This is a genomic window from Maribacter sp. (genome assembly GCF_039974175.1).
GTDB lineage: Bacteria > Bacteroidota > Bacteroidia > Flavobacteriales > Flavobacteriaceae > Maribacter_C.
This window is the reverse complement of the sequence record NZ_JBDWJN010000001.1, coordinates 111,359-134,189: the sequence shown is the minus strand read 5'-3', so window position 1 is coordinate 134,189 and position 22,831 is coordinate 111,359. Positions and strand designations below refer to the sequence as shown.

Sequence of the window (22,831 nt, the reverse complement as noted above, 5' to 3'; positions counted from 1 at the left end):
TAAATGCAGATTATAATTCCTTTACTGAAAATTGTAATTGTTTCAGGTCTTTCCAGTAGTCAGGATACGATTTGGAGACTACTTGGGCGTCGTTGATCACAATCGGTATTTTCAATGCCAATGGTGCGAAGGCCATCGCCATTCTGTGATCATTATAGGTGTCAATGGCAACTTCAGGTTTAATGCTCGAGGAAGGCTCTAAAGTCAATGCTTTGTCCGTTACCGAGATGCTTGCGCCCAACTTGGTCAATTCGACATATAAGGCTTCTAGGCGGTCAGTCTCCTTTATTTTTAAGGTATGTAGACCGATCAAATGGCAACCCACCCCCAGACCGAAACAAGTAACAGCTATGGTTTGTGCAATATCGGGTGCATTGGCCAGGTCATATGTGAAAGTTGACTTTAGACAATTGCCCGTTTTCTTCAATATGATTTTAGCATTATCGAAAATAGTTTCAACACCAAAATCCTTATAAATCGTACTTAATACGCTATCGCCTTGCAGACTGTTTCTTTTATAGGCCGATAAGGTAATTTGCGATCCGATAGCTGAAAGTGCCATAACACTGTAAAAATAGGAGGCCGAACTCCAATCCGATTCTACTACTAAATCAGTAGGTTCAGCGAAAGACATTGCCGATACTTTGATGGTATTTCCTTTAAAGGAGCATTCAACTCCTATTTCATTCAAAAGTGCTAGTGTCATTTTAATATACGGAACAGAGGTAATTTTGCCGATTAGCTCTAATACGAGCCCATTTTCTAAGCTTGGAGCGATTAGCAATAATGACGAAATATATTGACTACTTATGTCAGCAGGAAGACTTACAGTATGCTTGTTCAGTTTTTTCCCCCTTATACGAATTGGTGGATACCCTTCATTCTTTGCATAAGTAATATCGGCACCCAAACTGCGTAACGCATCTACCAAAACCTTAACAGGGCGTTCTGTCATTCTTTGCGATCCGGTAAGGGTAACTTCCTTACCCTCCTGAGACGCAAAATAACCTATAAGAAAACGCATCGCCGTACCTGCATGATGAATATCAACAAGGCCTTTAGAAATTTGGAGGCCCTTTTGCATGACCTCAGCATCATCAGAATTTGAAAGATTGCTTATGGTTATATTCGAATAGAGCTTCTGTAACAACAATGAACGGTTCGATTCACTCTTCGAACCTGTAATTTGAATTGTTTCTTGTAGCAAATGATTGGATGGGCCAGATAGGTGTAATTTCAAGGTAGTGCGCTCTTTTGTTGGTTTCTACTCTCGGTAGTCTGTAAATAAAAGCAATCTTACAGACGCATCGAAATCAAGAGGTAAAGATAACACTATTTCAACTTTTTGTTATTGTGATGGCGGTCGTGATCGCGTTTGGTTTTCATATCGAGTTTCTTATCAAAAGCCTCTTGAAGGTCTACTCCAGTTTGATTGGCCAAACAAAGCACAACAAAGAGCACGTCAGCGAGTTCTTCGCCCAAATCCTTGTTTTTATCCGATTCTTTTTCGCTTTGCTCACCGTATCTACGAGCAATAATTCGGGCCACTTCGCCCACCTCCTCTGTTAGCTGGGCCATATTTGTTAATTCATTAAAATAACGGACCCCGTGTTCGGTAATCCAATTATCTACTGCCTTCTGCGCTTTTTGAAGTTCCATCCGAAGTAATTTTAGATAAAACTACTTTTTCTGTTTGTTTTTCAACTGCATTTTTGAATAATTCTTTCAAATCTGCGTAATAATTGGGTCCAATTACAGCATGGTTTATTTTCAAGTCTACCATGACCTGAAGGCTTTTTCCATTCTCCACGATTTTATACTTAAAACCGCCTAGATTTTCGGCTAGCACCATATTGACATCTGCAGGTTTTGAGGTTAGCTCATATCCGTCTGGCATTTTAATATTCATTACATACCTTTCTTGCCAGGGATATGTGAAATCAATTGGATAAAGTCGCTCTTCAAGCTTAAAAGGGTTTTCGGTTAAGGCCATATGAAACATGGGTGCAAAATAAATTTTATCACCAATAACATCTGCCTGAGCATCTAAATTAAAGGTAAAGCTCTCCATAATCGGCTTGCCTATGTCCATTTTGTTTTTAAGGGTGTATGCTGAGATTTCCATACCTTCATTCTTATTCTCTAACTTTTCCAAATATTCTTCTTCATTTACCGAAGCATTGGTATTGCGAAAGAGATAGGCATCGTAGTCATTATAGGTGGTTCTGCACTTTCCACTTATATCACCATGCTCTGTTAAGGTTACTCCCATACTTATATTCTCTTTAGAGACTTTTTTTGGCAACAGATTTACGGTAGTAAAAGTGCCATCCTTTTTGATTAATTTTCCAAACCAATTCAAGGCTCTAGTGGGTAAAAGATTGGGTTTGGTATATTTGTTTGAAGCATCTAAAAGTAGGGTTTTACCATCAATTTGAACCGAGGCAATTACGTAGTTAAAGCCCTCCCTGGTGGGAAATAAAGGAACCCCATGATCTCGAGTACTCACCAAAACAGGACTTGCATCTAATCCGGCCTTCTGAAGCATTGACGTTAAGATCAAATTGATATCCGCTATATTTCCTGATTTTTCTTTGTAAGCCTCCTTGACCCCTTTATCTGTTCCATATCCGTTATAACTGTTCCAAGTCATTCGCCTTTGAACATGTAAAAAGATAGCGGTAGCCAGCTTCGCTTCTGAACTATTAGCAGCTTGCAACGCTTCCAAATCTTCCTTGTAGTACTTGCTTGGTTTTAACTGCCCTCCAAAACCGTCGCTCTCATAGATCTTCTTGATGACCTCTTCCCAGGTGGTGGTATAGCTTTCACGTGAAGACTGCGGAAACTGTACATATTGCAACTCATAATTTACTGCACTTCTGTAATTGTCCATATCATTTACGAATGGCTCTTCTTTCAATGCTGCCACATCATTCATAATATACTCGGTAGTGTTAATTTGGTAGTCAACTTGATTGTTGCTAAAGGAGGTACCCTGAACAACACCACCTGCCCGATTTCTATTCTTCGAAACCAAATTTATTTTTCCTGTTTTGCTCCCATACTGCGGTCTCAAAGCTAAGTACCCTTTCATATTTGGCTTAAACACAAAATATTCTGGGGTAGCTATTGACACCTCCATTCGTTTTATGGGAATGTCATATTGGAATTTAATTTCATCAATTGAATAATAAAAAGGAGAGGTAATTTGATACTCGTATTCGATCACACTACCCTCTTTGATATTGGGAAGCGTAAATTTTTCCTCGTTTCGGTATTTATTTAAGGCTGTTGAAAAAATGCCCGACTTGTCCATTTTCTGTTTTACGATCTTTTCACCCTCTAAGTTATACGTAAAGGCTTTCAAATTTGATATTGATTCTTTACTGCCTCCACTTTTATAGAGCACTTCTGAAACGGTGGCATAAGCAAAGCCATCTTTGTTGTATATTTTTACGCGTTCATGTACGTCTGTCAATACTTTGAAACCAACACCCTGTATATAATTGAATCGTATCTTTTTATTGCGATACAACACCGCAGCCGCAGCCGAAGAATCTTTGGCATATAATTTTTCGTCAAGTTCTTCTTTAGATACTTTTCCGAATTTATAGTCTTGGGCACTTACATTAGCCACAAGTAGCACTAAAACGACTAGTATAGATTTATGAAGTTTGGTCATGATAATGGTATTTGTTGGTATTGGAATGGTTTATTTTTTTACAAGAACTACTTGTGCATCATCGGCCCTTGCCGTTTGTTTTCTAAAATCGCGATAAGCAGCATATTTTTCTTTTGGATATACCCCTTTTTTTATAAGGAGTTTTCTTTTGTATACTATAGTATTTGTTTCCCTATCTTTTTCAAAAGATATCGTATAAGTACCGAAATCGGTGTCAATGGTTTTCTCTGATGGAATGGCTTCAATCTCATAATCTTCTGGAAGTTGAATCGTTAACTCATCTTCATCTAAAAACCCTCTTTGAATCTCAAAAGGAAGCTTTCTATTACGGTATCTGTTGGGTATATACCCATTATTATTAAACGTATTTGCGGTGAATAGAATGCGGTTGCCACTTATGGAGGCGTAATTTGTAGCGTTCAAATCAACTTTTTCCGTAAAAACAACATTTGCTCTGTCATTTTCAAAACTATAAGTATCAACCTTCAGGTTATTGATATTGCTCCAGTAACTTTTGTAATGCTTTAAAACATCGTCTTCTGAATTTCGCTCTAATTTAAAGCGATTGTCATATTGAATTCCTTTGGTAACAATACTCGCCCTACCTGTTATAGCCCCTAAAGCGTTTAAAGTATACTGCGCTTTGGTAAATTGATGATTATCTGCATTGATATAGGCTACCGTATTTACGATTTCACCACCCTCAGGCTTTACCACCAAAGCTTTTCTATCATCGGTAAAATCACCCACAAAACCGAAAGGATGAACTTGCGAGGTACAATCAATCCAATAGTATTTATCATTGTACGGTATGGCCAAAATCGCATGATTACCTTGTAGGGCAGCAAAGTCTGGATCAAAATCGACCTGCCTGTTCCCAGCATGAATAACCGTATAATACGATTTAACACCAACTGCTTTCAATAATGCATACGTATAATTCGACAAGCCTTTACAATCGCCATATTTTACGCGGTCGATATCTATTGCGCTGATCGGTTTCCAGCCACCGATGCCGATTTGAACGCTAATATATCTTGTATTGTCTTGGACATACTTATAAATAATTTTTGCCTTTTCAAGATCGTCGTCAACCCCAGAAACTAGACTCTTAGCCTTGCTAATTGTAGCCTCATTCAATTCTGCCCTGTTTTTTAGCAGGGAATTATTCATCCAGACTCCCATATCTTTCCAGTCATTTACCTGCGCCTCTTCTCCTTTTAAATTGAACTTCTTCAAGCGCACTTTCAAACGAGGTACAACATCTCTAAATGAAGGTCCTAAGCTTTCCGGTTTAATGGCTTTGATATTTGATGCCTCATAAACTATTTTTCCATCCTCATCTCTTTTAGCAACCGAAATATTTTCGAGATTTAATTCCTTAATTTGGGGTTTGAGTTGTGCATTAGCGTAGGTAATGCTGTAATAACTTTTTTCAACACTAAGCTTGTAATTAGAAAGAAAATACCAAGGAGGAAAAAACCCAGTATCGGAAGTTTCCGCGGTATAGCTAAATACAATGGTGTAAGGATAACTTGTAGGAGTATACCTGTTTATTAGCAGTCGATCATCGGTATATAATGAAAATCCATCCGCGGCGCTGACATCTTTAAAATCTTTCTTTTTTATACGCGCTATCTCCTTGCCTAACTTATCATAAATGTATACATCTAAACTCTTTATTTTTCGCTCTTTATCATAGGCCACACGGTTTATGGCAAAACTATTGCCATCACTATTGAGAACGGTAGTCACCTGTCTCACTTCGTACGACATCTTATTCGTAGCCTCTAGATGTATTTTCATCTCATCTAATCTAACGACAGCATTGGCATTATCAGTAAGACTTTTGTCTAATAAAATGGACTGATATTGTGATTCTTGTGCAATACCAATTAGAGATAGGAATAGGGAACTTAGTAGAAAAAGGAAGCGCATTTATTAGGTTCGGTGGTTGAATACAAAACGTAATATTCGTAATTTTCTTACATAAGGGTCAAAAAAAATCGACGAAAGCAGTTATTCTTTGTTCTTTGTATCGAAGACAATGGTAACGGGACCGTCATTTAGTAAATCAACCTGCATATCAGCTCCAAAAATACCTGTGCCCACAGATTTTCCTAAATCGGTTTGTAATTGAATAACAAATTTTTCGTACAAAGGAATTGATATGTCTGGCTTGGCTGCTTTTAGATAGGAAGGGCGATTTCCTTTTTTTGTGGAAGCATGCAGTGTAAATTGACTTACCACGATAGCGTCGCCGGCTACCTCAAGTAGCGATTTATTCATGACCCCTTCAGCATCATTAAAAATACGCAAATTAGTTATTTTACGGGAAAGCCATTCAATATCTTCTTGTGAATCCTTGTTTTCAATGCCCAGCAGAATAAGCAATCCGGTTTCGATTTTGGAAACATATTTTCCTTCTACCCTTACACTTGCTCGTAAAACTCTTTGAATTACCGCCCTCACTTTTTTTCTCCGTAAATATCTATTCTATAATTTTCCTCTTCGCCTGTTATCATTTGCACATAACTCTTATAGCGGCTCCAGGCAATCTCATCATTGTCTAAGGCTTGTTTTACAGCGCATTTGGGTTCATCTAAATGAAGGCAATTATTAAACTTGCAATTGATTTTCAATTTAAAAAATTCACGAAAGTAGTCGCCGATTTCTTCTTTTTCCATATCCACAATTCCGAAACCTTTAATGCCGGGAGTGTCTATGATTTTTGCATCGAAGCCCAGGTCGTACATTTCGGCAAAAGTGGTGGTATGCTGACCATGTAGATGTTGTTCTGAAATCTTCTTGGTCCTTAAATTAAGATTGGGTTCTAGGGTATTGATCAGGGTAGACTTTCCAGCACCAGAGTTACCGGCAAACATACTAGTTTTGCCTGTCATCAACGCTTTAACCATGTCCACATTTTTGCCGGTAATTGCTGAAATGCCAATACATTCATAGCCGATATTCCGATAGAGTGCGGCTAAATACTTTACCTCAAGCATTTCGTCTTGGTTGTAGGTGTCTACTTTATTGAAAAGCAATACCACTGGAACATCATAGGCCTCGGCTGTAGCCAAGAACCGATCAACAAAAACTGGATACGTTTTCGGATTGTTTAAGGTAACCAACAAAAAAACCTGATCTAGGTTGGCTGCAATAATATGCGTCTGCTTTGACAGGTTTACCGATTTGCGGATAATGTAGTTCTTGCGTTCTTCAATGGCTGAGATCGTTCCCACCATATCATCACCCAATTGTTCAATCTCAAACTGCACAACATCACCAACTGCAATCGGATTAGTACTTTTAATACCTTGTATACGAAACTTGCCTTTGATTCGACACTCATAAAAGGTACCATCTTCGGCCTTTACAGTATACCAGCTACCAGTAGATTTATAAACAATGCCTAACATTAACTACATTTAGGCTACAAAGAAAAGCAATACTTTTATATTACTGTCTTTCAGAAGGTAGTATCCGCCCGTAAGTCATTTTGTACCTCTAAAATTGAACATATGCAACCCTTCAACAAACCGGCTGTCTATTCATACTAACAAATACATATTATATCATGAAGAAAATTGTACTTATTACCAGCTTAATTATGCTTGCAGCAATGGAAGTAAATGCGCAACAAATCAAAGTAATAACCAGTGTAGAATCGATTGTACCAAGTGGATTAGGTCGTTCTCGTATTGTGGATGCTCAAGAGGAGAAGAATTTTGGAGAATATACTTCCACTCAAACCGCAGAAGACAATACTAGGAACAAATCAAAAAGAGGCGATATCAGAGTAAAGAATTTTGAAGAAACCAAATTGCTTAACTTTTATAATATCGCCGGAATTCGTTTCCAAAATATCGCGGCAAACGATGCCGTTATTTCTTCAAAACTGACATCCATGATCAAAGATGGATGGGAGTTGATGTTCGTTACCAGTGGTGTAGAAGCAGATGCAGGTGGAGACGACGGGCAGGGCATTTTTATTACCCGATATATATTTAAGAAAAAGTAAAACGCAAGGAGGGGAATTCAACTTTTAAAGTATCAAGAAGTCTTTTTTATGATTTCTGTGGTACGGTTGTATCATTTGCAGCTTTCTGGCTTCAAATGATACAAACTAAAAGTCAATTCCCCTTTTGCAAATATAAAACTGCAAACTGCTAATCTTTGCCTGATAAGCTTGAAGCTGTGATTGCGTATCGCCAAGAGCATCTATGCGTTGTTGCAAATTTTGAAGCCATAGCTCCTCTAGTGCTTCGAAGTTTTCCCCATAAATACGTTCATAGCTCCCATATGACCCTGCGTCTGGGGCGTAGATAAAATTCATGAAATCTTCTTTTCCGTATTCCTCCAAAACAAACTTGAAAAAGTCGGCTCGCAATGGATAACTTTGAACTAAACATGCTAAGTTTAAGTCAAAATGCTTGTCTTTTAATTCTTGCAGCGGAATTAGATTATCCTCATTTAGCCATAAGCCTGCTGCAATCGTTGTCGAAAATCCGTAAAGACTGAAACCTACATTTTCTGGAAACAACTTAGAGGACATAAGTTCTGCCAGCCCTTCTTCAAGAAAACCGTCAGAGCTCCATCCCTTATAAAAACGCAAAACATGTGCGAATTCATGGGGTAGCTCCCCAAGGTATCCAGTCTCAAATCGGAATAGGAAGATCTCTCCATTCTCGTTGACAAAAGGTATTCTAGGTGCTCCCCCATTTTCGGAAAAGGCGTCTCCCCCTAAGTTTATGATCGTTTTTTCTTGGGGTAAGTTTTCAACTCCGAAGTATTCCAAATATTTGGTATATACCTCTTCCGCAAACCGTTTGGCTTCTTCTATTTCTTGGGTAGTGGCTTGATTCTCGTTCCATTTAAGAACAAAATGCTTTGTTTCAGCATTATTCGCCGGTTGATCTTTTGAACAAGCAAAGTTCAATAGAAGTACTATCGCCAAGAAAAGCCACATCTTCATCTTTTACCCTATGTTAGAATAATTCTGTTAAAAATAACAAAAGGGAACTACTTTTATGTGGTTTATGCCGCTCTTAGGCCTTAACAATCTTCTCTTGATGATTGATTGACTCTTGGTGAATCGCCTTGAACATGCGAAGCACAAACTCTTCACTCAAGCCTTTTGCTTCACCTTCTAAAATCATTTTACCCAAGATCTCATTCCAACGATTGGTTTGCAGAACAGCTACATTTCTTGTTTTTTTCAGTTGACCGATGCCATCAGAGATTTTCATTCTTTTTCCCAAAGTATCGATCAATTGATTATCAATAACATCGATCTGCGCCCTCAAACCACTTAACTTACTATTGTACTCTGCCTCAGGGTCATCTTCTTTTCTGATTTTCAAATCATTCATAATTTGTACCAATCGATCTGGTGTCACTTGCTGTGCAGCATCACTCCATGCATTATCAGGATCATGGTGCGTTTCAATCATCAAACCGTCGAAATTTAAATCTAATGCAGTTTGAGAAACATCAAAGATCATATCACGCTTTCCTGTGATGTGCGATGGATCATTAATCAATGGTAGATCTGGAAATTTGTTCTGAAACTCAATTGCCAATTGCCATTCTGGAATATTTCGATATTTCGATTTTTCGTACGTAGAAAAACCTCTATGAATCGCTCCTAATTTTGAGATACCAGCGGTATGTAAACGTTCAATTCCTCCCAACCATAAAGCCAAATCAGGGTTTACCGGGTTCTTTACCAAAACAATCTTATCGGTACCCGCCATGGCATCGGCCAACTCTTGCATGATAAATGGGCTCACCGTTGAACGAGCGCCAATCCAAAGCAAATCGATGTCATGCTCTAGAGCCAACTCTACATGTGTTCGGTTCGCGACTTCTGTAGCCGTTTTCAAGCCTGTTTCAGCTTTAACTTTTTGGAGCCATTTCAAACCTAAGGCACCAACTCCCTCAAAATTACCAGGGCGTGTTCTGGGCTTCCAGATACCCGCGCGATAGTAGTTGACATCGGTATCTTTTAAGCTGTGTGCTATGCCTAGCACCTGCTCTTCGGTTTCAGCACTACATGGCCCTGCTATTACTAGTGGATGGTCTAAACCCATATCATCCAACCATGTTCTCATTTCTTTTGTATTCTCCATTACTTTGTTTTTGGGTGAAGGGCAAAAGGTCAAGGGTAAAGGCTTGCACCATCTTGCGCGTTCTTCAATTTAAATATTAATTATTTTGTTTTTGATATTTGCTTATTTCTAAAATCACTTTTTATTCAAAGGAATACCATTCAATATTGCTTTAATCTTATTGGTGTTATTCATCTCGCTGTAAATACCTTCAAAGTCATTTTTTACAAGCATCTGCTTAAAATCCTCTAGATTTTGAATATACTCCTCAAGCGTTTCTACAACATTATCTTTATTCTGTTCAAAAATGGGTGTCCACATGGCGGGTGAACTTTTGGCCAAACGCACAGTACTTTCGAAACCTGACCCAGCCATGTCAAAAATGTCACGTTCATTCTTTTCTTTCTCAATAACCGTCTTACCCAGCATAAAAGAACTAATGTGCGATAAATGAGATACATAGGCAATATGCTTATCATGCGCTTCTGGGTTCATGTATCGAATGCGCATACCCATTTTTTGAAATAATTCAAGTGCTCTTTCCTGTAATTTAAAAGCGGTCTTTTCTACTTCGCAGATGATATTGGTTTTACCTTCGTACAAACCTTCGATAGCTGCGGCAGGTCCAGAAAATTCAGTACCTGCAATGGGGTGACAAGCCAAATAATTTCTTCGCTTCGGATGGTCTTCCAGTTGCTTGCAGATCAAATTCTTTGTAGAACCTCCATCAATAACCACACAATCATCGCTTACAGCATCTAGTATTTTGGGAAGCTCCCTTACTAGGCTATCTACCGGAATGGATACGATGACCATATCGGCCTTGCCCAAATCATCATAGTCAGACTTCGCATCAATCAAATGTAAAGCCAAGGCTTCTTCTAAGTGCGTTTCACTGGCATCGATACCATGGATTACTGCACCAGGCACAATGCGTTTGATGTCTTTTGCAAACGACCCTCCAATCAATCCGATTCCGATTACAAATACGTTCATTCTAAAATCTATCTATTGCTTCGATTATTTTCTCTTCTGTTACACAAAGTGAAAAACGGATATATCCTTCCCCATTACTTCCAAAAATAGTTCCTGGTGCAATGAAAATATCTTTGTCATACAAGATGTCATCAATAAACTTTTCTGCAGATGGTACTCCGTAAGGCAACTTTGCCCAAATGAACATTCCAATAGAAGATGAATCATAGGTACATCCTAATTTCTTAACCAATTGCAACATCAATTCTTTTCTAGCAGTATACACCCTATTCAAATCATCGAACCATTCTTGAGCACTTCCCAATGCCGCAATCGCCCCTTTTTGAATTCCATAGAACATCCCAGAATCCATATTGCTTTTAACTTTTAAAATGGATTTCAAGTTTTCCGCATTCCCTAACACCATTCCGACGCGCCATCCTGCCATGTTAAACGTTTTGCTTAATGAATTTAATTCCAATGCAACGTCTTTTGCGCTTGCTACGCTGAAAATACTAGCAGGATTTTCGTTCAATACAAAACTATACGGATTGTCATTGACTATAAGGATATGGTTTCGCCTTGCAAAGGCAATCAGCTTTTCAAATTGCATTTTGGTTGCCGTAGCTCCAGTCGGCATGTGCGGATAGCTAACCCACATCAGTTTCACTTTGGTCAAATCTTCCTTTTCCAATTCTTCCAATTCAGGAAACCAGCCTTTATCTTCTACCAAATCGTAATACTTGGGACTCGCACCAACCAATTTACTGACTGCAGTGTAGGTGGGATAACCTGGATTTGGAATCAATACCTCATCACCTTCATTTAAAAAGGCCATGCTGATGTGCATAATACCTTCTTTCGAACCCATTAATGGTAAAATCTCATTGGTAGCATCGGCTTCAACACCAAATTTCGATAGGTAGAATTCAGAAATCGCTTCGCGTAATTCTAGAAGGCCTTGATAACTTTGATACTGATGTGCCCCACCATCGGTGACCGCATTTTGAATCGCCTTGATAACAGCCTCAGACGGCGCCAAATCAGGACTTCCAATGCCCATATTTATAATTGGACGGCCTTTGGCCATGAGTCCCCGCACTTCTCGTAACTTTTTTGAGAAATAATATTCCTGAACCGTATCAAGTCTATCAGCAGTCTGTATCATCCTCTGGCATTTTTATATTCACCCAATACTTTAAAGTCTTCTGACATGATGTTCAACAACGCTTTTGCTTTTTCGAAATTGGCATAACCATCAAAAGTTACATCAACAAAAAAGGCATATTTCCAAGGGGTTTCAATAATCGGAAGACTTTGAATTTTCGTCAAGTTTAAATTGCAATCACTCATTACATTAAGCATAGCCGCCAAACTACCGCGTTTGTGGTCGGTAATGAAGCGTACAGACGCTTTATTAATGTCTTCCTTGGGAAGCTCCTTGTTTTTAGTTTTTACAATGATAAATCGAGTGGCATTATTCTTAATCGTCTGTATGTCTGTCGCTACGATGTCCAAACCGTAAAGTTCGGCAGCAACCTTAGGTGCAATTGCAGCAATACCCTTTAAATCACGCTCTTGAATCTGTTTGGCAGTTTCGGCGGTATCTACATCCTCTACTACTTTTATGTGGGGTACAGTTTTAAGATATTCTCGGCATTGTAAAAGTGCCATAGGATGCGAACGTACTTCTTTAATATCATTCAAACCCTCTCCTTTTGAAACCATCAGGTGATGATGGATGTTCAAATAATGTTCGCCAATAATATGTAGTCCGTTGTCATATACTAAGGCGTAGTTTGGAATAATCGACCCTGCAATTGAATTTTCGATGGCCATAATTCCCTTGTCGGCCGCACCACTTAACAATTGGTCTACCAACCCATGGAAGGACAAACATTCCACCAGCTCGATCTTATCTCCATAATAATCTTTGGCTACCTGGTGGTGGTTAGAGCCCTTGATTCCTTGGATAGCTATTTTTAGTTTCATTTTGTTTTTCTTTAAACAGACCCTGAATCACCGAAAATTAATTCAGCGTGAGTGCGTTCAAGCCATTCTTTGAATTCAGAGAATTTGAAGAATAAAAAAAGTCCCGCTTTTCGCAGGACTTCTATATTATATCTAACTTGAATATACTACAACAGTCCTGCACATCTCTTAAAAAAGAAGTAGAAGAAAAATCTGTTATAGAAATATTGCTTTGTCATAATACACTTAAACTTGTGGCTAATGTATGAATTAAATTTAAAAATCACCTTTTCAGGAGATTTTTTTTCATTTTGATTACATTTTGTTAATACATCGGGCTAACGCATCGCTTTATAGGTTGTCCCACTACAGCATCGATAAATCAAAGTTTTTCCTTTAAAATAGCAATCATGGTTTTTATTCCCTCTCTATAATTTCCTAGTCGAAGATTTTCATTCGGACTATGCTGATTGTTATCTCGATTTACAGTTGGAACGGTAACTGCAGGAATTCCTAAAGTAGTGACAAAAGGAGAAATGGGAATGGACCCCCCACTCATACGAATCATTATGGGTTCTTGTCCGAAGGCATTTTGCAAGGCGCTTCTCAACCAAATTCCCACTTCGGAGTCAAAATCGGTACGAAAGGATTGATACGATATCTCAGAGGTAAAGGTGGCAATTTTATTGTGTTTTAGCCGGTCCTTCTCAGTAGGTACACCAGCAACCACATAATAACCTTGATTGGCAACATGATTTTTAATAAGTTTAAGAAGTCGATCTGGATCTGATTCCAAAACCAAGCGAACGTCGATTTCTGCCCGAGCCCAGCCCGGGATAATAGTTCTAACCTTTTCATCGATCCATCCTGATTGCATGCCTCTAATATTTAAAGAAGGGTATTGAATGGCTTCTTGATAATACCCCCCTACCTTGTCGGTTTTCGCTATTTGTAGTCGTTTTTTGATTTGGGCTTCATTATCTGGGACTGCTCTAAGTATCTTTTCGGTTTTCGAATCGATCGCTATTCCATCATAAAAACCTGGGATTATCACTTTTCCTTCCTCATCTTTCATTGAAGCCAGCAATTTTGACAAGCGAAGCGCTGGATTTGGAGCATAATTTCCAAAGTGACCGCTGTGCTGCGGTACTCGGGGGCCATAGGTAGTCAATTGTATGGTGGCGATGCCTCGAGCACCAAAGGTCAAGGTAGGTCGATTGGTAATATGTCGCGGACCGTCATATATAATCAACATATCTGCTTCGAGTAAATCTGCATTTTTGACCACAGCATCAGGTAATCTAGGAGAACCCAACTCCTCTTCAAAATCCATAATAACCTTGATGTTGTAATTCGGAACGATCTTCACGGAGGCCGCAGCATCTAATGCTGCCAAAAACATAGCTACGGGTCCTTTAGCGTCACTAGCGGAGCGCGCAAACACGCGCCAGTGGTCTTGGTAGTTCCTGATATTATCCCAGGCTACAGCTTCCCATTCGTCATTAGAGTTCTTCTTTTTCAACACCGGTTTATACGGACTTTCTTGAAACCAACGGGTGCTATCAACTGGCTGACCATCTATTTGCAGATAAATCAAAACCGTCTTTTTGGCTTTCTTATGCTTTCGTTCTGCCAATAGTAAAGGCACTGTTGAAGTTGCGATGCGCCTCGTGCTAAAATCTCTTTGGCCAAAGGCCGTCTCACACCATACCACATTCTTTTCTATGAAGTCTGGGTAAAAAGCATCATTTGGTATACTCAACAGCTCTTTGAGTATGGGAAACGACTTTACAGCATAGGAACTAGAAAGCTCATCAAGTGATTTGGATTTTTGCCCAAAAAAGAGGCAGGGCAACATAAAAAAAAGGACAAGGTACTTCATATTAGTTGAAATCGAAGTTTGTATTCGCTTCCTACTAAAATAGCACTTATCCTTTTAAGGGGAACTACGTATCAGAAAAGAAGAGCTTTTAGAATTTCAAAGCCAAGCCTATACCGTTTTGATTACTTGTAGGAACCAAGCGATATGAAGTCCTCTTGTCAAGAGCGTCATTGTATTCTAAAATAGCAGTTCTTTTATTTTTGGAGGAGGCGTGAAAGAAAATAGCACCTATAAGACCCGTACCCGCAGCAGTGATCAAAGGAGCAGTGAGGGGTTCATTCTTATCAAGATTGGAAATCAACCAAACGGTAGAACCAAAGTTGGCAGCTCCAAAAAGTAAGCCCCCTAAGGCCTGTTTTTTAGACTTTTGCCAATGCATCTCTGCCACTTGACTTTCCTTCATAATGGCGTCGATTTCCTTCCACGTAAGTTTCTTTTTATCCTGATAAAAAGCTTCTCCCCACATCCCAGGGAAGGAAGTAATTTCCTGGGCCTTTAGACCTGATGTGCACATACCTAAAAATAAGAATGCAGCTACTAATTTTTTCATGATATAAATTTTTGTTTAAAGATAATAAAAAATCGTTAAACAAATAACTTATAAAGTGTTAAATGAAATTCAGACTCAATTATTGAATTCTATCCAAGTTCTCATCTACATCTTTGTTCTTGTAGTTAGGGTCTTTGATTTTGCCAAAGGTGTATTTCATTGAAAAAGCAAGTTCTTGAGCATCGGCGAAATATACACCTTCAGCATTAACGCCATTGATCGAATAGCGTTCTTCAAAGTTCATTGCACCTGTAATATCATTGAAACGTAAAGAACAATGAAGCTTGTCAAAAAAGGTTTTAGTGATGGTCGAATTTAGAACCACCATAGCATTTCTTTCAAAAATACCCTGAACGCGTTTTGTTAATGCCCAGCCACCGAAGGAAATCGTGGTGTCCTTTCCAATTTTGAATTGATGGTCTGTAAAAAAATACAAATATGGCTTTGCAGATTTAGAAACGGTGTTTTTATCTTCAATTCGCCTTGATGACAAGGTTACAGAATTGTTTGAGGTATAGCTACCTTTCGACACAGGCATGGTTAAGGCAATATCGATTCCAGATTCTCTTTGCAGATTTCGAAGAGACAAGACCGCCATATCGTCATTATCTTTATAACCAATAGTAAAAAACATGGGATTTTTGCGTCTTAAATAATTGATAGACAAGGAACTATTCTTTACTTGAAAATTAGCGGATAGCTCCTCTGCAAACGTAGGTCTTAAATTCACATTGCCCGCACCTTCCAAAAACGGATTTATAAAAGAGCTTATTGAACTTGCTCTTGAATAGTTAGGGCGTTCGATACTTCTCGAATAGTTGAGCGTGAGGTTTTTGGTACTATCAATTTGGAAATTCAACATCACTTTCGGAAAGAGATTTGTATTCATTCTATTTACCACAGGAATATCAATAGCTTCGACCTCACCTCTTACGGTATTATTTTCTAGGCGTAAGCCCGCATTGAAGTTGATCTTTTTACCAATGTTTCCAGATAGCTGCGCATAGCCAGCAAGATTTTTCTCTGAATAATCAAAATCTGTGTTTGCCATGCTGTTCGATTCGAAAAACAGAATATTTGTAAAAGCGTTCGCCTTAGCATAGCTAAAGTTAGACCCAAATTCAAATTTCATATTATTCTTAAACTTTCCTACTAAATCAAATCGATACGCCAATACATCAATACGGTATTTCTGCTCTCGATCTTGAGCACGTTCAAACCCGCTCTCATTGAAGTTATTAGAAATTTTTGTATTCAACCGTTGTATAAAAGACGAGTATTGAACACCTGTAAATACATTACTATTTGAACTCAGTTTTTTATTGTAATTAAAATTTCCACTTACAAAATCTTTGGTATTATCATTTTTCGTTTTAGTAATGACATTATCAATCTGCAATTCTTGTCTTAGAAAAGTATCGGTATCTATAGTAAATTCATCTGTTTGCAGGCGAACGGTTGCGTTTGCCGAGAAGTAATCGTCACTATTTATTTGGTAAAATATGCCCCCTCCAGAATTTATTTGTGTCCTTTTATTTGGGTCGATTAAAACGAGATAGTCTGTAAACACCGCCGCCTCGGGAATTCCAAATTCGAATTGATGACTTTCCCAAGTTTGTAAATCGTTATAACCGAAATTGGCTTTTAACGTCATTTTCTTTTTTTTGTAGCTTCCGTTAAGACTATAGTAATTGTTGAAATTTTGTCTAAACGAAACGGTTTCGTAAAGGTTTGCTTTAACCCCTTCTGTATCGCTTATTCTAAGGGTAATTAAAAGCACGGCTCTTCCATCTGCTTCATATTTAACTGATGGATTCTTAATAATTTCAATAGCACTAATCGCATCTACTGAAATTGCATTTAGTTCTTCTAACGATATTCGTTGATTACCCAGATAAATCAAAGGCGTGCCTTTTCCAATTACTGCTACAGCTTCTCTGTCATAACTAATTTGCAAGTTCGGAAGTCTCGCAAGCAATTCTATCGGGTCAGGTATTGATGAAAACACTGGGTTGGTCACATCTATTCTCAAATTGCCATTTTCATTGGTAACAATAGGTTTGGCTGCAATGATCTCAACTTCATCTAGATCAACAGCGCTTTCTGTAAGCTGAATCGTCAGCGCTATGTTTTTATATAAGTCTAAATCCTCTTCTACGCTCTCAAAACCCAAACAAGAAATTCGTAAGCGATAGCTACCCACGGCAATGTTTTGTAGAGAAAAACGGCCATCTACTATCGAGCCATATTTTAAAAGGGTATCATTTTGTCTGGAAAACAATAAAACGTCACCTACAGCAATGGGTTGGTTTTGAACATCTGTTATCTTACCAGAAATGCTATGTTGGTGCTGAGTATATGCTGAAGTTCCCAAAAGAAAAAGAAACAATAACGTCAGTTTTTGCATCATCGAAGTTTATGACGCAAGTAAATAGCTAATCAACCCAAAAAAGAAAACAAGCAGTCTGATTTAAGTACTAGTACCCCTACGAGTTTTGCGCTTTCCGCAGCAATTCTTGCCGGCTCGATACCCGTAACTTACTATATATGTTGGTGATATGTGTTTTTACAGTGCTTAAACTGATAAAAAGTTCGTTGGCAATCTCCTTATTGCTCTTGCCCTCAAGGATTAATCCTTTAATATTCCTTTCTTGCCTGCTTAAATCAGCATTATGATCATGCTTTTTACTTCGCTGCAAACGAAAAACCAAGACTATCAATCCTACGGCAATCAATCCCAAGAGCATGTTGATTATCTTGCTTGTGGCATATTTATTTTCAGCTGCCTCGGTAGTTAAAAAAGCTAGCTTGTTCTCTAAAAATAGATAGTCGGAACGCTCAATATCACTTTCTTTTAGCTCTGTCAGTAGGGCTAGATAATAGTCAGGATTTTTGGCAATATCTTTCTCAAGCAAATCTTTGGTATCCAATTGCTTAATACCTATTAATTTCACCATTAAGATTGCAAGAGAGTCTTTCGCATACGTCTTTAGACTAGCGACATACGCTTCAGTCAAACTATCCTCTTTTTTAAAAGTTGATTTGCGCAATTGACGTTCAAACCTACGTAGCTTTTGCCATTCTTTATCTGCCAAATTGGTATTGGTATATTCAGCAAAGGGTATGTCACTCTTTTTAAAATGAATCGTATCGCTATTGGAAAGCAAAAACAACTGCTCAACTTGTACCGAGTCTTTTAAAGCGGCTTCAAAACGCTTTACATGCAATTTGTAAATGGCTTCCTTATCTGAAATCAGACTTTGTTTGAAACTGAAAAAGCCATTCTTGTCTAGTGATGTGGTGGCCAGCTCCTCAATAGTTCTTATTGGGGTAGAAGAGCTATCATTAGAAAGATCCTCTAAGGCAACTTGAGATAGGTACACTTTGGGTACGGATTCAGCATTTTCTAAATCGACAAAGCCTGATATCGCATTTTGTGCGTAGATCACTGAGCCGTTTAGAATTAAAAAACAAAACAAAAATCTTTTTATCATGATACTATGCAAATGTATGGCACTAATTTAGTGTTTTGCAATCGATTCGTTCTATTTACAAAAACTCTAGGAACAAGGAGTCAAAAATTTTCAAATCATTTAAAGGTTTTACCACCGAATTAAAATTTCCTTTTCCAACACTAAGGTTTTCAATCTTCTACTTTCAAGTATTGCTGCCTTTTTAGATAAAGCTGCGAACCGGGCAAATCTCTAAATTCCTCGCGTAAAGATTCATACTCAGGATTTATTGCATGATCACCCCATATACCTAACATGAGTTTTAAGCCTTCCTTATTTTCAGGGTATTGCCCCTGGTCATCAGTTGCAATAGTCCATTCTTGTAAAATGGATGCATATTTAGTTCGCGTTTCAACATAGTTAGGATCTTCCGCTAAATTGTTGATTTCAAAAGGGTCTTTTTTTAGGTAATACAATTCTTCAGCCGGTCGTTCTTTCGAAAAAAACTGACTTTGTACCGGATTTAATTTTCCATCAACATATAATTGTTTCATTGTCGTTACAAATTCCACCTCATCGACATCCATATAAGTAGGTTGCATATAAGGCCTATCGGTCATAAAATTGCGGATATATTTGAATTCTTTAGAACGCACCGAACGAATTCTATCAATAGTAAAATCACAACGGTCTCGTGTTGAAATGACAAAGGTTCTTGAAGCGATGGAATCATCAAAAATATTTCTCCCTTCCATGTAATCCGGAATAGGAATATTGGCCAAGGCCAGAGCACTGGTGCCGAGGTCTAATCCGCTAACCAAATCATCATTGACGAACCCTTGCAAAATCGCTTTTTCCTTTCTAAAATCTGCTATAATAAGGGGCACATGCAAACCACCGTCGTACAAAAATTGCTTATGACGGATCAGTCGCATACCGTGATCTGAGAAAAAGAAAACAATGGTATTATCGAGTAACTCATGACTCGAGAGTTCTTTCATAAGTGCTCCTACCTTTTCATCAGTAATTTGAATAGCATCTAAGTGATTGGCATATTCCTCTATAATTTTGGGATGGTTTGGGAGATACGGTGGTAATTCAATTTTTGACCTATCAATTGGGGTTTTAACTTTCGACTTAAAATTGGGAGAAAAAATTTCCTTCCCCCCAGCCAATTGTATTTGTCCAAAGAAAGGTTGACTACCGGCGATTACACTAAATTCTAGCTGCTCACCCTTTTTACCGTACAAAGGATGTTGCGAATACTCCTGATTATAGAGGTCTTTTCGATTGTATTCAAAGTTATAATCGTCTTTACCATTGTTAAAAGTGAAATAGCCTGCCATTCTAAATACTTCAGGAATTGTTTTGATATGTTGGGGCAAAAGAATCGCAGATTCGGGGGTACGCGAACTGTGATGATTGTGCGTTCCCGTAGTAGTCGACATGAGACCGGTAATAATACTCGAACGACTTGCCGAACAAACCGGAGCTGGCATAAAGGCATTGCTATAAACTGTACCCTGGTCCGCTAACTTGTCAATATTTGGAGTTTGAACAAGCGTGTTGCCATAGCTGTTCAAGAGTGGTGACGTGTCCTCGAGATAAATCCATAGAATATTAGGTGGTGCATTTTCGAGATTTGGTGATTCCTTACAGCCTACTAAAATGCAAGCCATTATAAGTAATCCCAATACCATTCTTTTAAAACAATACATACCCCTTGTTTAATCTATCATTGCAACTTCAAAAAATCCGTGGCATTCTGGTAATAGATTTTTTTTAAGACCCCCTCTGGAAGTGCCAAACCCTTATTTCTTTGCCCTCGTATTGCTACTGAGTCTGAAGTGCTTAAATACGTCCATAAGCGCTGATAGCTTGCATCAAGGTTTTGTTCCTCAGATTTAAGCGCGTCTAGTGACTTATCAATTTGCGAATTTGAAGTACCGTAGTCCGTTCCGAATAGAATTCGGTCTTGGTACTTTTCAAAGAAGGCCTTCACCTTATCCGAATCTTGACCTACCAAATCTCCGAAACGTGCTGCTGGTTCTACATAGATATTCGGAAATTTTTCTAGTCGTTCCGCCACCAAGTCTACATCATGCGACATACTCCCTAGGTGAGCGCATAATATCTTTAATTTCGGATTTTTCGCTATCCAATTATCCCTAGCCTCCAAAATGGTTTCATAAGTAGGTATTTCAGGGTGTTGGTAAGCATGATATTCTGGGTGTTCCATGTAATAACCATAATGTGGATTATTTGGATCATCAAGAGGTCGCCAAGCTTGAACAGGTTCTCCAATATGCGCCATAACCGGAATATTTCTTTCTTTAAGAAAATCCCAAATGGGCTGCAAACGGGCATCATCTATTTGTATAAATTTCCCTGAAGCATCTTGAGTGACCATGCCAAAGTTCTTCCATACCTTGACCATTCGTGCACCCGAAAAGATCTCATGTTTTAATCTAGTGATAGCGTTTTCAGCAAAATCAGGTTTATCGATATCAACACCTATCAGCGAAGAACATAAAAAGAATAAATCTGGTTGGGCTTTGGTGTGCCCCAGATATTCATTCCAACTACGCTTAACGCCAACAGAATCTGCTATTGCAACATCGACCAACACCCCTTGCATATTCCATTTTTTAAAGAGGTCTGATAAGTAGTCACGTTCATATTTGTAATGAACATGGACATCTATTTTTTTTATAGAATGCTGTTCCAGAACAATCCTTGGGGAATCTCCATCGGTTTTACTTTTTGTCTCTGACTTACAAGCAACCAAACCAACAATAGCGGTTAACAAATATATTTTACCTCTCATAAATTCTAAAGCATTGATGACAAACCACTTAAAGATACTTAATCCTTAGAAAACTATATCACGATCCGCCGACTTAAACCAAGGATTCTTGAGTTGATTCGGAAATCAATGCATCAACCACCTTATCTAATACGTCTTGTACATTAGGATTAGTACTATTGATTAGAATAGCAAAAACCATCCGCTGTTTTGGATAAACATAGAAGTTGGAATACCCCCCTACTCCATTACCTACATGTCCATAGTACTGCCTCCCCTTATTGTCTTCACTAACTTGCCAACCGAGTCCGTAGTAAGTTTTCTTTCCATTGACCTTTTCAGAAGTCATAAATGGGGAAAGTACTTCCTTATTTAAAATTTTATTTTCTAAATAGGCTTGCCCAAAATTGGCAATATCTTCGGAACTAGAAAGGTAACCGCCCCCTGCCAATTTGAAATAATTGTTCACAGGTATTGCTTTTCGGAAGCCCAGACGATTTTTAGAGTAGAAACTTGCAAGCTGTTTATAATCAGAATTTTCAGGAAAAGTACTTTCCATTCCCAACGGATTCAAAACTTTCTTTTGCACATATTCTTCGAAAGGAATACCGCTAGCTTCTTGCATTGCTAATGAAATCAACACCCAATCATAGCTAGTATAGAAATAATCCGTTCCTGGTTCGAACAGTAGTGCATCGTCTGCAAAGATTTCAATACTTTCTTTGATGGTATAGCATTTGTTGAGTCCGTATTCGGTACCGCGATACCCTCTTATGCCAGCGGTATGACTTGCCAATTGGCGAATAGTAAAGTCGTATTTCTTTACAGGAAAATAAGGTACATAATCATAAAAAGAAGCTTCCAAATCAATTGTACCTTCAGATACCATATGGGCCAAAGCAGTAGCTGCAATGTTCTTGGATACGCTGGCAATTCGGAAAATGGTTTTTCTCGGGTTTATAGCAGTCTTGTCTTCCATGTCAGCGTATCCATACCCTTTTTGAAGATGTATTTTGCCATCTTTTACAACGGTAATCGCCAAACCGGGGACCTTCTTTTTATTTACCAAATCATTTAGAAGTGCATCTGCTTTAACGACACCTTGCAATTGAACATTATCGCCTATAAGGCGCTTTTTGGCGAAGAGGTTTTTTAAGTATGTCGTTATTGGGTTCGGCATTGGTGGGTAAAGTTAAAACAAAGTAGACTTTCTCAAAGCGAACATTAGTGGCAATCGTCAGAAATAGATCCTTTGTTTCGACACAAACCTTAGCGCATTTACAGCTCGATAGTCAATCGAGAATTTTTCGCCAAGCCACTTTAAAAAAAGTAGAATGCATTCCTTATTTGATGGAAGAAGGCGGTATATGAAATCTTATTCTTTGTTTTCTTATCTCGAC

19 protein-coding genes are annotated in these 22,831 nt (G+C 38.4%); 1 reads left to right on the top strand and 18 read right to left on the bottom strand.

Annotation, left to right across the window (positions count from 1 at the left end; translation table 11 throughout):
• Window positions 1-10 precede the first annotated feature (10 nt).
• The 6 genes from ABJN95_RS00590 to rsgA all read right to left on the bottom strand — a co-directional run bounded on the left by ABJN95_RS00590 (window position 11) and on the right by rsgA (window position 7,104).
• A complete protein-coding gene (locus ABJN95_RS00590) occupies window positions 11-1,240 on the bottom strand; it encodes a 3-phosphoshikimate 1-carboxyvinyltransferase (RefSeq protein ID WP_348368038.1) in 1,230 nt (409 codons plus the stop codon).
• Between the two features lie 92 nt (window positions 1,241-1,332).
• A complete protein-coding gene (locus tag ABJN95_RS00585) occupies window positions 1,333-1,659 on the bottom strand; it encodes a nucleotide pyrophosphohydrolase (RefSeq protein WP_348368037.1) in 327 nt (108 codons plus the stop codon).
• Window positions 1,625-3,682 (bottom strand): DUF3858 domain-containing protein, encoded by a 2,058-nt coding sequence (locus ABJN95_RS00580; protein ID WP_348368036.1) that lies wholly within the window; start codon window positions 3,680-3,682, stop codon window positions 1,625-1,627. Before ABJN95_RS00580 ends, ABJN95_RS00585 begins: the two co-directional genes overlap by 35 nt.
• Window positions 3,683-3,712: 30 nt before the next feature.
• Window positions 3,713-5,620, bottom strand: coding sequence for a DUF3857 domain-containing protein (locus ABJN95_RS00575; RefSeq protein WP_348368035.1), 1,908 nt, complete (start codon window positions 5,618-5,620; stop codon window positions 3,713-3,715).
• Window positions 5,621-5,701: 81 nt separating this feature from the next.
• Window positions 5,702-6,154, bottom strand: a complete 453-nt coding sequence (dtd, locus tag ABJN95_RS00570; protein ID WP_348368034.1) for a D-aminoacyl-tRNA deacylase — start codon at window positions 6,152-6,154, stop codon at window positions 5,702-5,704.
• On the bottom strand, window positions 6,151-7,104 hold the full coding sequence (gene rsgA, locus ABJN95_RS00565; protein WP_348368033.1) for a ribosome small subunit-dependent GTPase A: 954 nt from the start codon (window positions 7,102-7,104) through the stop codon (window positions 6,151-6,153). The genes dtd and rsgA overlap by 4 nt, the downstream gene beginning before the upstream one ends.
• Before the next feature lie 158 nt (window positions 7,105-7,262).
• Here rsgA and ABJN95_RS00560 point away from each other — a divergent pair, with 158 nt between their 5' ends.
• Window positions 7,263-7,706 carry a hypothetical protein gene (locus tag ABJN95_RS00560; protein ID WP_348368032.1) on the top strand — a complete coding sequence of 148 codons (444 nt, stop codon included), beginning with the start codon at window positions 7,263-7,265 and terminating at the stop codon, window positions 7,704-7,706.
• A 105-nt stretch (window positions 7,707-7,811) separates the two neighbouring features.
• On the opposite strand, the gene ABJN95_RS00555 is transcribed toward ABJN95_RS00560, so the two are convergent.
• From ABJN95_RS00555 to ABJN95_RS00500, 12 genes are all read right to left on the bottom strand, one after another.
• On the bottom strand, window positions 7,812-8,660 hold the full coding sequence (locus ABJN95_RS00555) for a hypothetical protein (RefSeq protein ID WP_348368031.1): 849 nt from the start codon (window positions 8,658-8,660) through the stop codon (window positions 7,812-7,814).
• Between the two features lie 73 nt (window positions 8,661-8,733).
• A complete protein-coding gene (locus tag ABJN95_RS00550) occupies window positions 8,734-9,816 on the bottom strand; it encodes a bifunctional 3-deoxy-7-phosphoheptulonate synthase/chorismate mutase type II (protein WP_348368030.1) in 1,083 nt (360 codons plus the stop codon).
• A 114-nt stretch (window positions 9,817-9,930) separates the two neighbouring features.
• Window positions 9,931-10,791 carry a prephenate dehydrogenase gene (locus tag ABJN95_RS00545; RefSeq protein ID WP_348368029.1) on the bottom strand — a complete coding sequence of 287 codons (861 nt, stop codon included), beginning with the start codon at window positions 10,789-10,791 and terminating at the stop codon, window positions 9,931-9,933.
• Between the two features lies 1 nt (window position 10,792).
• Window positions 10,793-11,938 (bottom strand): aminotransferase class I/II-fold pyridoxal phosphate-dependent enzyme, encoded by a 1,146-nt coding sequence (locus ABJN95_RS00540; protein ID WP_348368028.1) that lies wholly within the window; start codon window positions 11,936-11,938, stop codon window positions 10,793-10,795.
• Entirely contained in the window at window positions 11,935-12,762 is an 828-nt protein-coding gene (locus tag ABJN95_RS00535; RefSeq protein WP_348368027.1) for a prephenate dehydratase, read from the bottom strand. The genes ABJN95_RS00540 and ABJN95_RS00535 overlap by 4 nt, the downstream gene beginning before the upstream one ends.
• 361 nt (window positions 12,763-13,123) lie before the next feature.
• Complete coding sequence (locus tag ABJN95_RS00530; protein WP_348368026.1) at window positions 13,124-14,623, bottom strand: M20/M25/M40 family metallo-hydrolase; 1,500 nt, start codon at window positions 14,621-14,623, stop codon at window positions 13,124-13,126.
• Window positions 14,624-14,711: 88 nt separating this feature from the next.
• Complete coding sequence (locus tag ABJN95_RS00525; RefSeq protein ID WP_348368025.1) at window positions 14,712-15,173, bottom strand: hypothetical protein; 462 nt, start codon at window positions 15,171-15,173, stop codon at window positions 14,712-14,714.
• A 79-nt stretch (window positions 15,174-15,252) separates the two neighbouring features.
• On the bottom strand, window positions 15,253-17,580 hold the full coding sequence (locus tag ABJN95_RS00520; protein ID WP_348368024.1) for an outer membrane beta-barrel family protein: 2,328 nt from the start codon (window positions 17,578-17,580) through the stop codon (window positions 15,253-15,255).
• A 79-nt stretch (window positions 17,581-17,659) separates the two neighbouring features.
• On the bottom strand, window positions 17,660-18,622 hold the full coding sequence (locus ABJN95_RS00515; RefSeq protein WP_348368023.1) for a LuxR C-terminal-related transcriptional regulator: 963 nt from the start codon (window positions 18,620-18,622) through the stop codon (window positions 17,660-17,662).
• Window positions 18,623-18,816: 194 nt separating this feature from the next.
• Complete coding sequence (locus tag ABJN95_RS00510; RefSeq protein WP_348368022.1) at window positions 18,817-20,319, bottom strand: sulfatase; 1,503 nt, start codon at window positions 20,317-20,319, stop codon at window positions 18,817-18,819.
• Between the two features lie 41 nt (window positions 20,320-20,360).
• Window positions 20,361-21,452 carry an amidohydrolase family protein gene (locus tag ABJN95_RS00505; RefSeq protein ID WP_348368021.1) on the bottom strand — a complete coding sequence of 364 codons (1,092 nt, stop codon included), beginning with the start codon at window positions 21,450-21,452 and terminating at the stop codon, window positions 20,361-20,363.
• 73 nt (window positions 21,453-21,525) lie between these two features.
• Window positions 21,526-22,611, bottom strand: coding sequence for a serine hydrolase domain-containing protein (locus ABJN95_RS00500; RefSeq protein ID WP_348368020.1), 1,086 nt, complete (start codon window positions 22,609-22,611; stop codon window positions 21,526-21,528).
• Window positions 22,612-22,831: the final 220 nt, after the last annotated feature.

What these genes read in the sequence shown, in the direction of transcription:
- ABJN95_RS00585 (WP_348368037.1), bottom strand. Translation starts at nt 1,659, where the DNA reads ATGGAACTTCAAAAAGCGCAGAAGGCAGTAGATAATTGGATTACCGAA.
- ABJN95_RS00580 (WP_348368036.1), bottom strand. Translation starts at nt 3,682, where the DNA reads ATGACCAAACTTCATAAATCTATACTAGTCGTTTTAGTGCTACTTGTG.
- ABJN95_RS00575 (WP_348368035.1), bottom strand. Translation starts at nt 5,620, where the DNA reads ATGCGCTTCCTTTTTCTACTAAGTTCCCTATTCCTATCTCTAATTGGT.
- rsgA (WP_348368033.1), bottom strand. Translation starts at nt 7,104, where the DNA reads ATGTTAGGCATTGTTTATAAATCTACTGGTAGCTGGTATACTGTAAAG.
- ABJN95_RS00560 (WP_348368032.1), top strand. Translation starts at nt 7,263, where the DNA reads ATGAAGAAAATTGTACTTATTACCAGCTTAATTATGCTTGCAGCAATG.
- ABJN95_RS00555 (WP_348368031.1), bottom strand. Translation starts at nt 8,660, where the DNA reads ATGAAGATGTGGCTTTTCTTGGCGATAGTACTTCTATTGAACTTTGCT.
- ABJN95_RS00550 (WP_348368030.1), bottom strand. Translation starts at nt 9,816, where the DNA reads ATGGAGAATACAAAAGAAATGAGAACATGGTTGGATGATATGGGTTTA.
- ABJN95_RS00545 (WP_348368029.1), bottom strand. Translation starts at nt 10,791, where the DNA reads ATGAACGTATTTGTAATCGGAATCGGATTGATTGGAGGGTCGTTTGCA.
- ABJN95_RS00540 (WP_348368028.1), bottom strand. Translation starts at nt 11,938, where the DNA reads ATGATACAGACTGCTGATAGACTTGATACGGTTCAGGAATATTATTTC.
- ABJN95_RS00535 (WP_348368027.1), bottom strand. Translation starts at nt 12,762, where the DNA reads ATGAAACTAAAAATAGCTATCCAAGGAATCAAGGGCTCTAACCACCAC.
- ABJN95_RS00530 (WP_348368026.1), bottom strand. Translation starts at nt 14,623, where the DNA reads ATGAAGTACCTTGTCCTTTTTTTTATGTTGCCCTGCCTCTTTTTTGGG.
- ABJN95_RS00525 (WP_348368025.1), bottom strand. Translation starts at nt 15,173, where the DNA reads ATGAAAAAATTAGTAGCTGCATTCTTATTTTTAGGTATGTGCACATCA.
- ABJN95_RS00520 (WP_348368024.1), bottom strand. Translation starts at nt 17,580, where the DNA reads ATGCAAAAACTGACGTTATTGTTTCTTTTTCTTTTGGGAACTTCAGCA.
- ABJN95_RS00505 (WP_348368021.1), bottom strand. Translation starts at nt 21,452, where the DNA reads ATGAGAGGTAAAATATATTTGTTAACCGCTATTGTTGGTTTGGTTGCT.
- ABJN95_RS00500 (WP_348368020.1), bottom strand. Translation starts at nt 22,611, where the DNA reads ATGCCGAACCCAATAACGACATACTTAAAAAACCTCTTCGCCAAAAAG.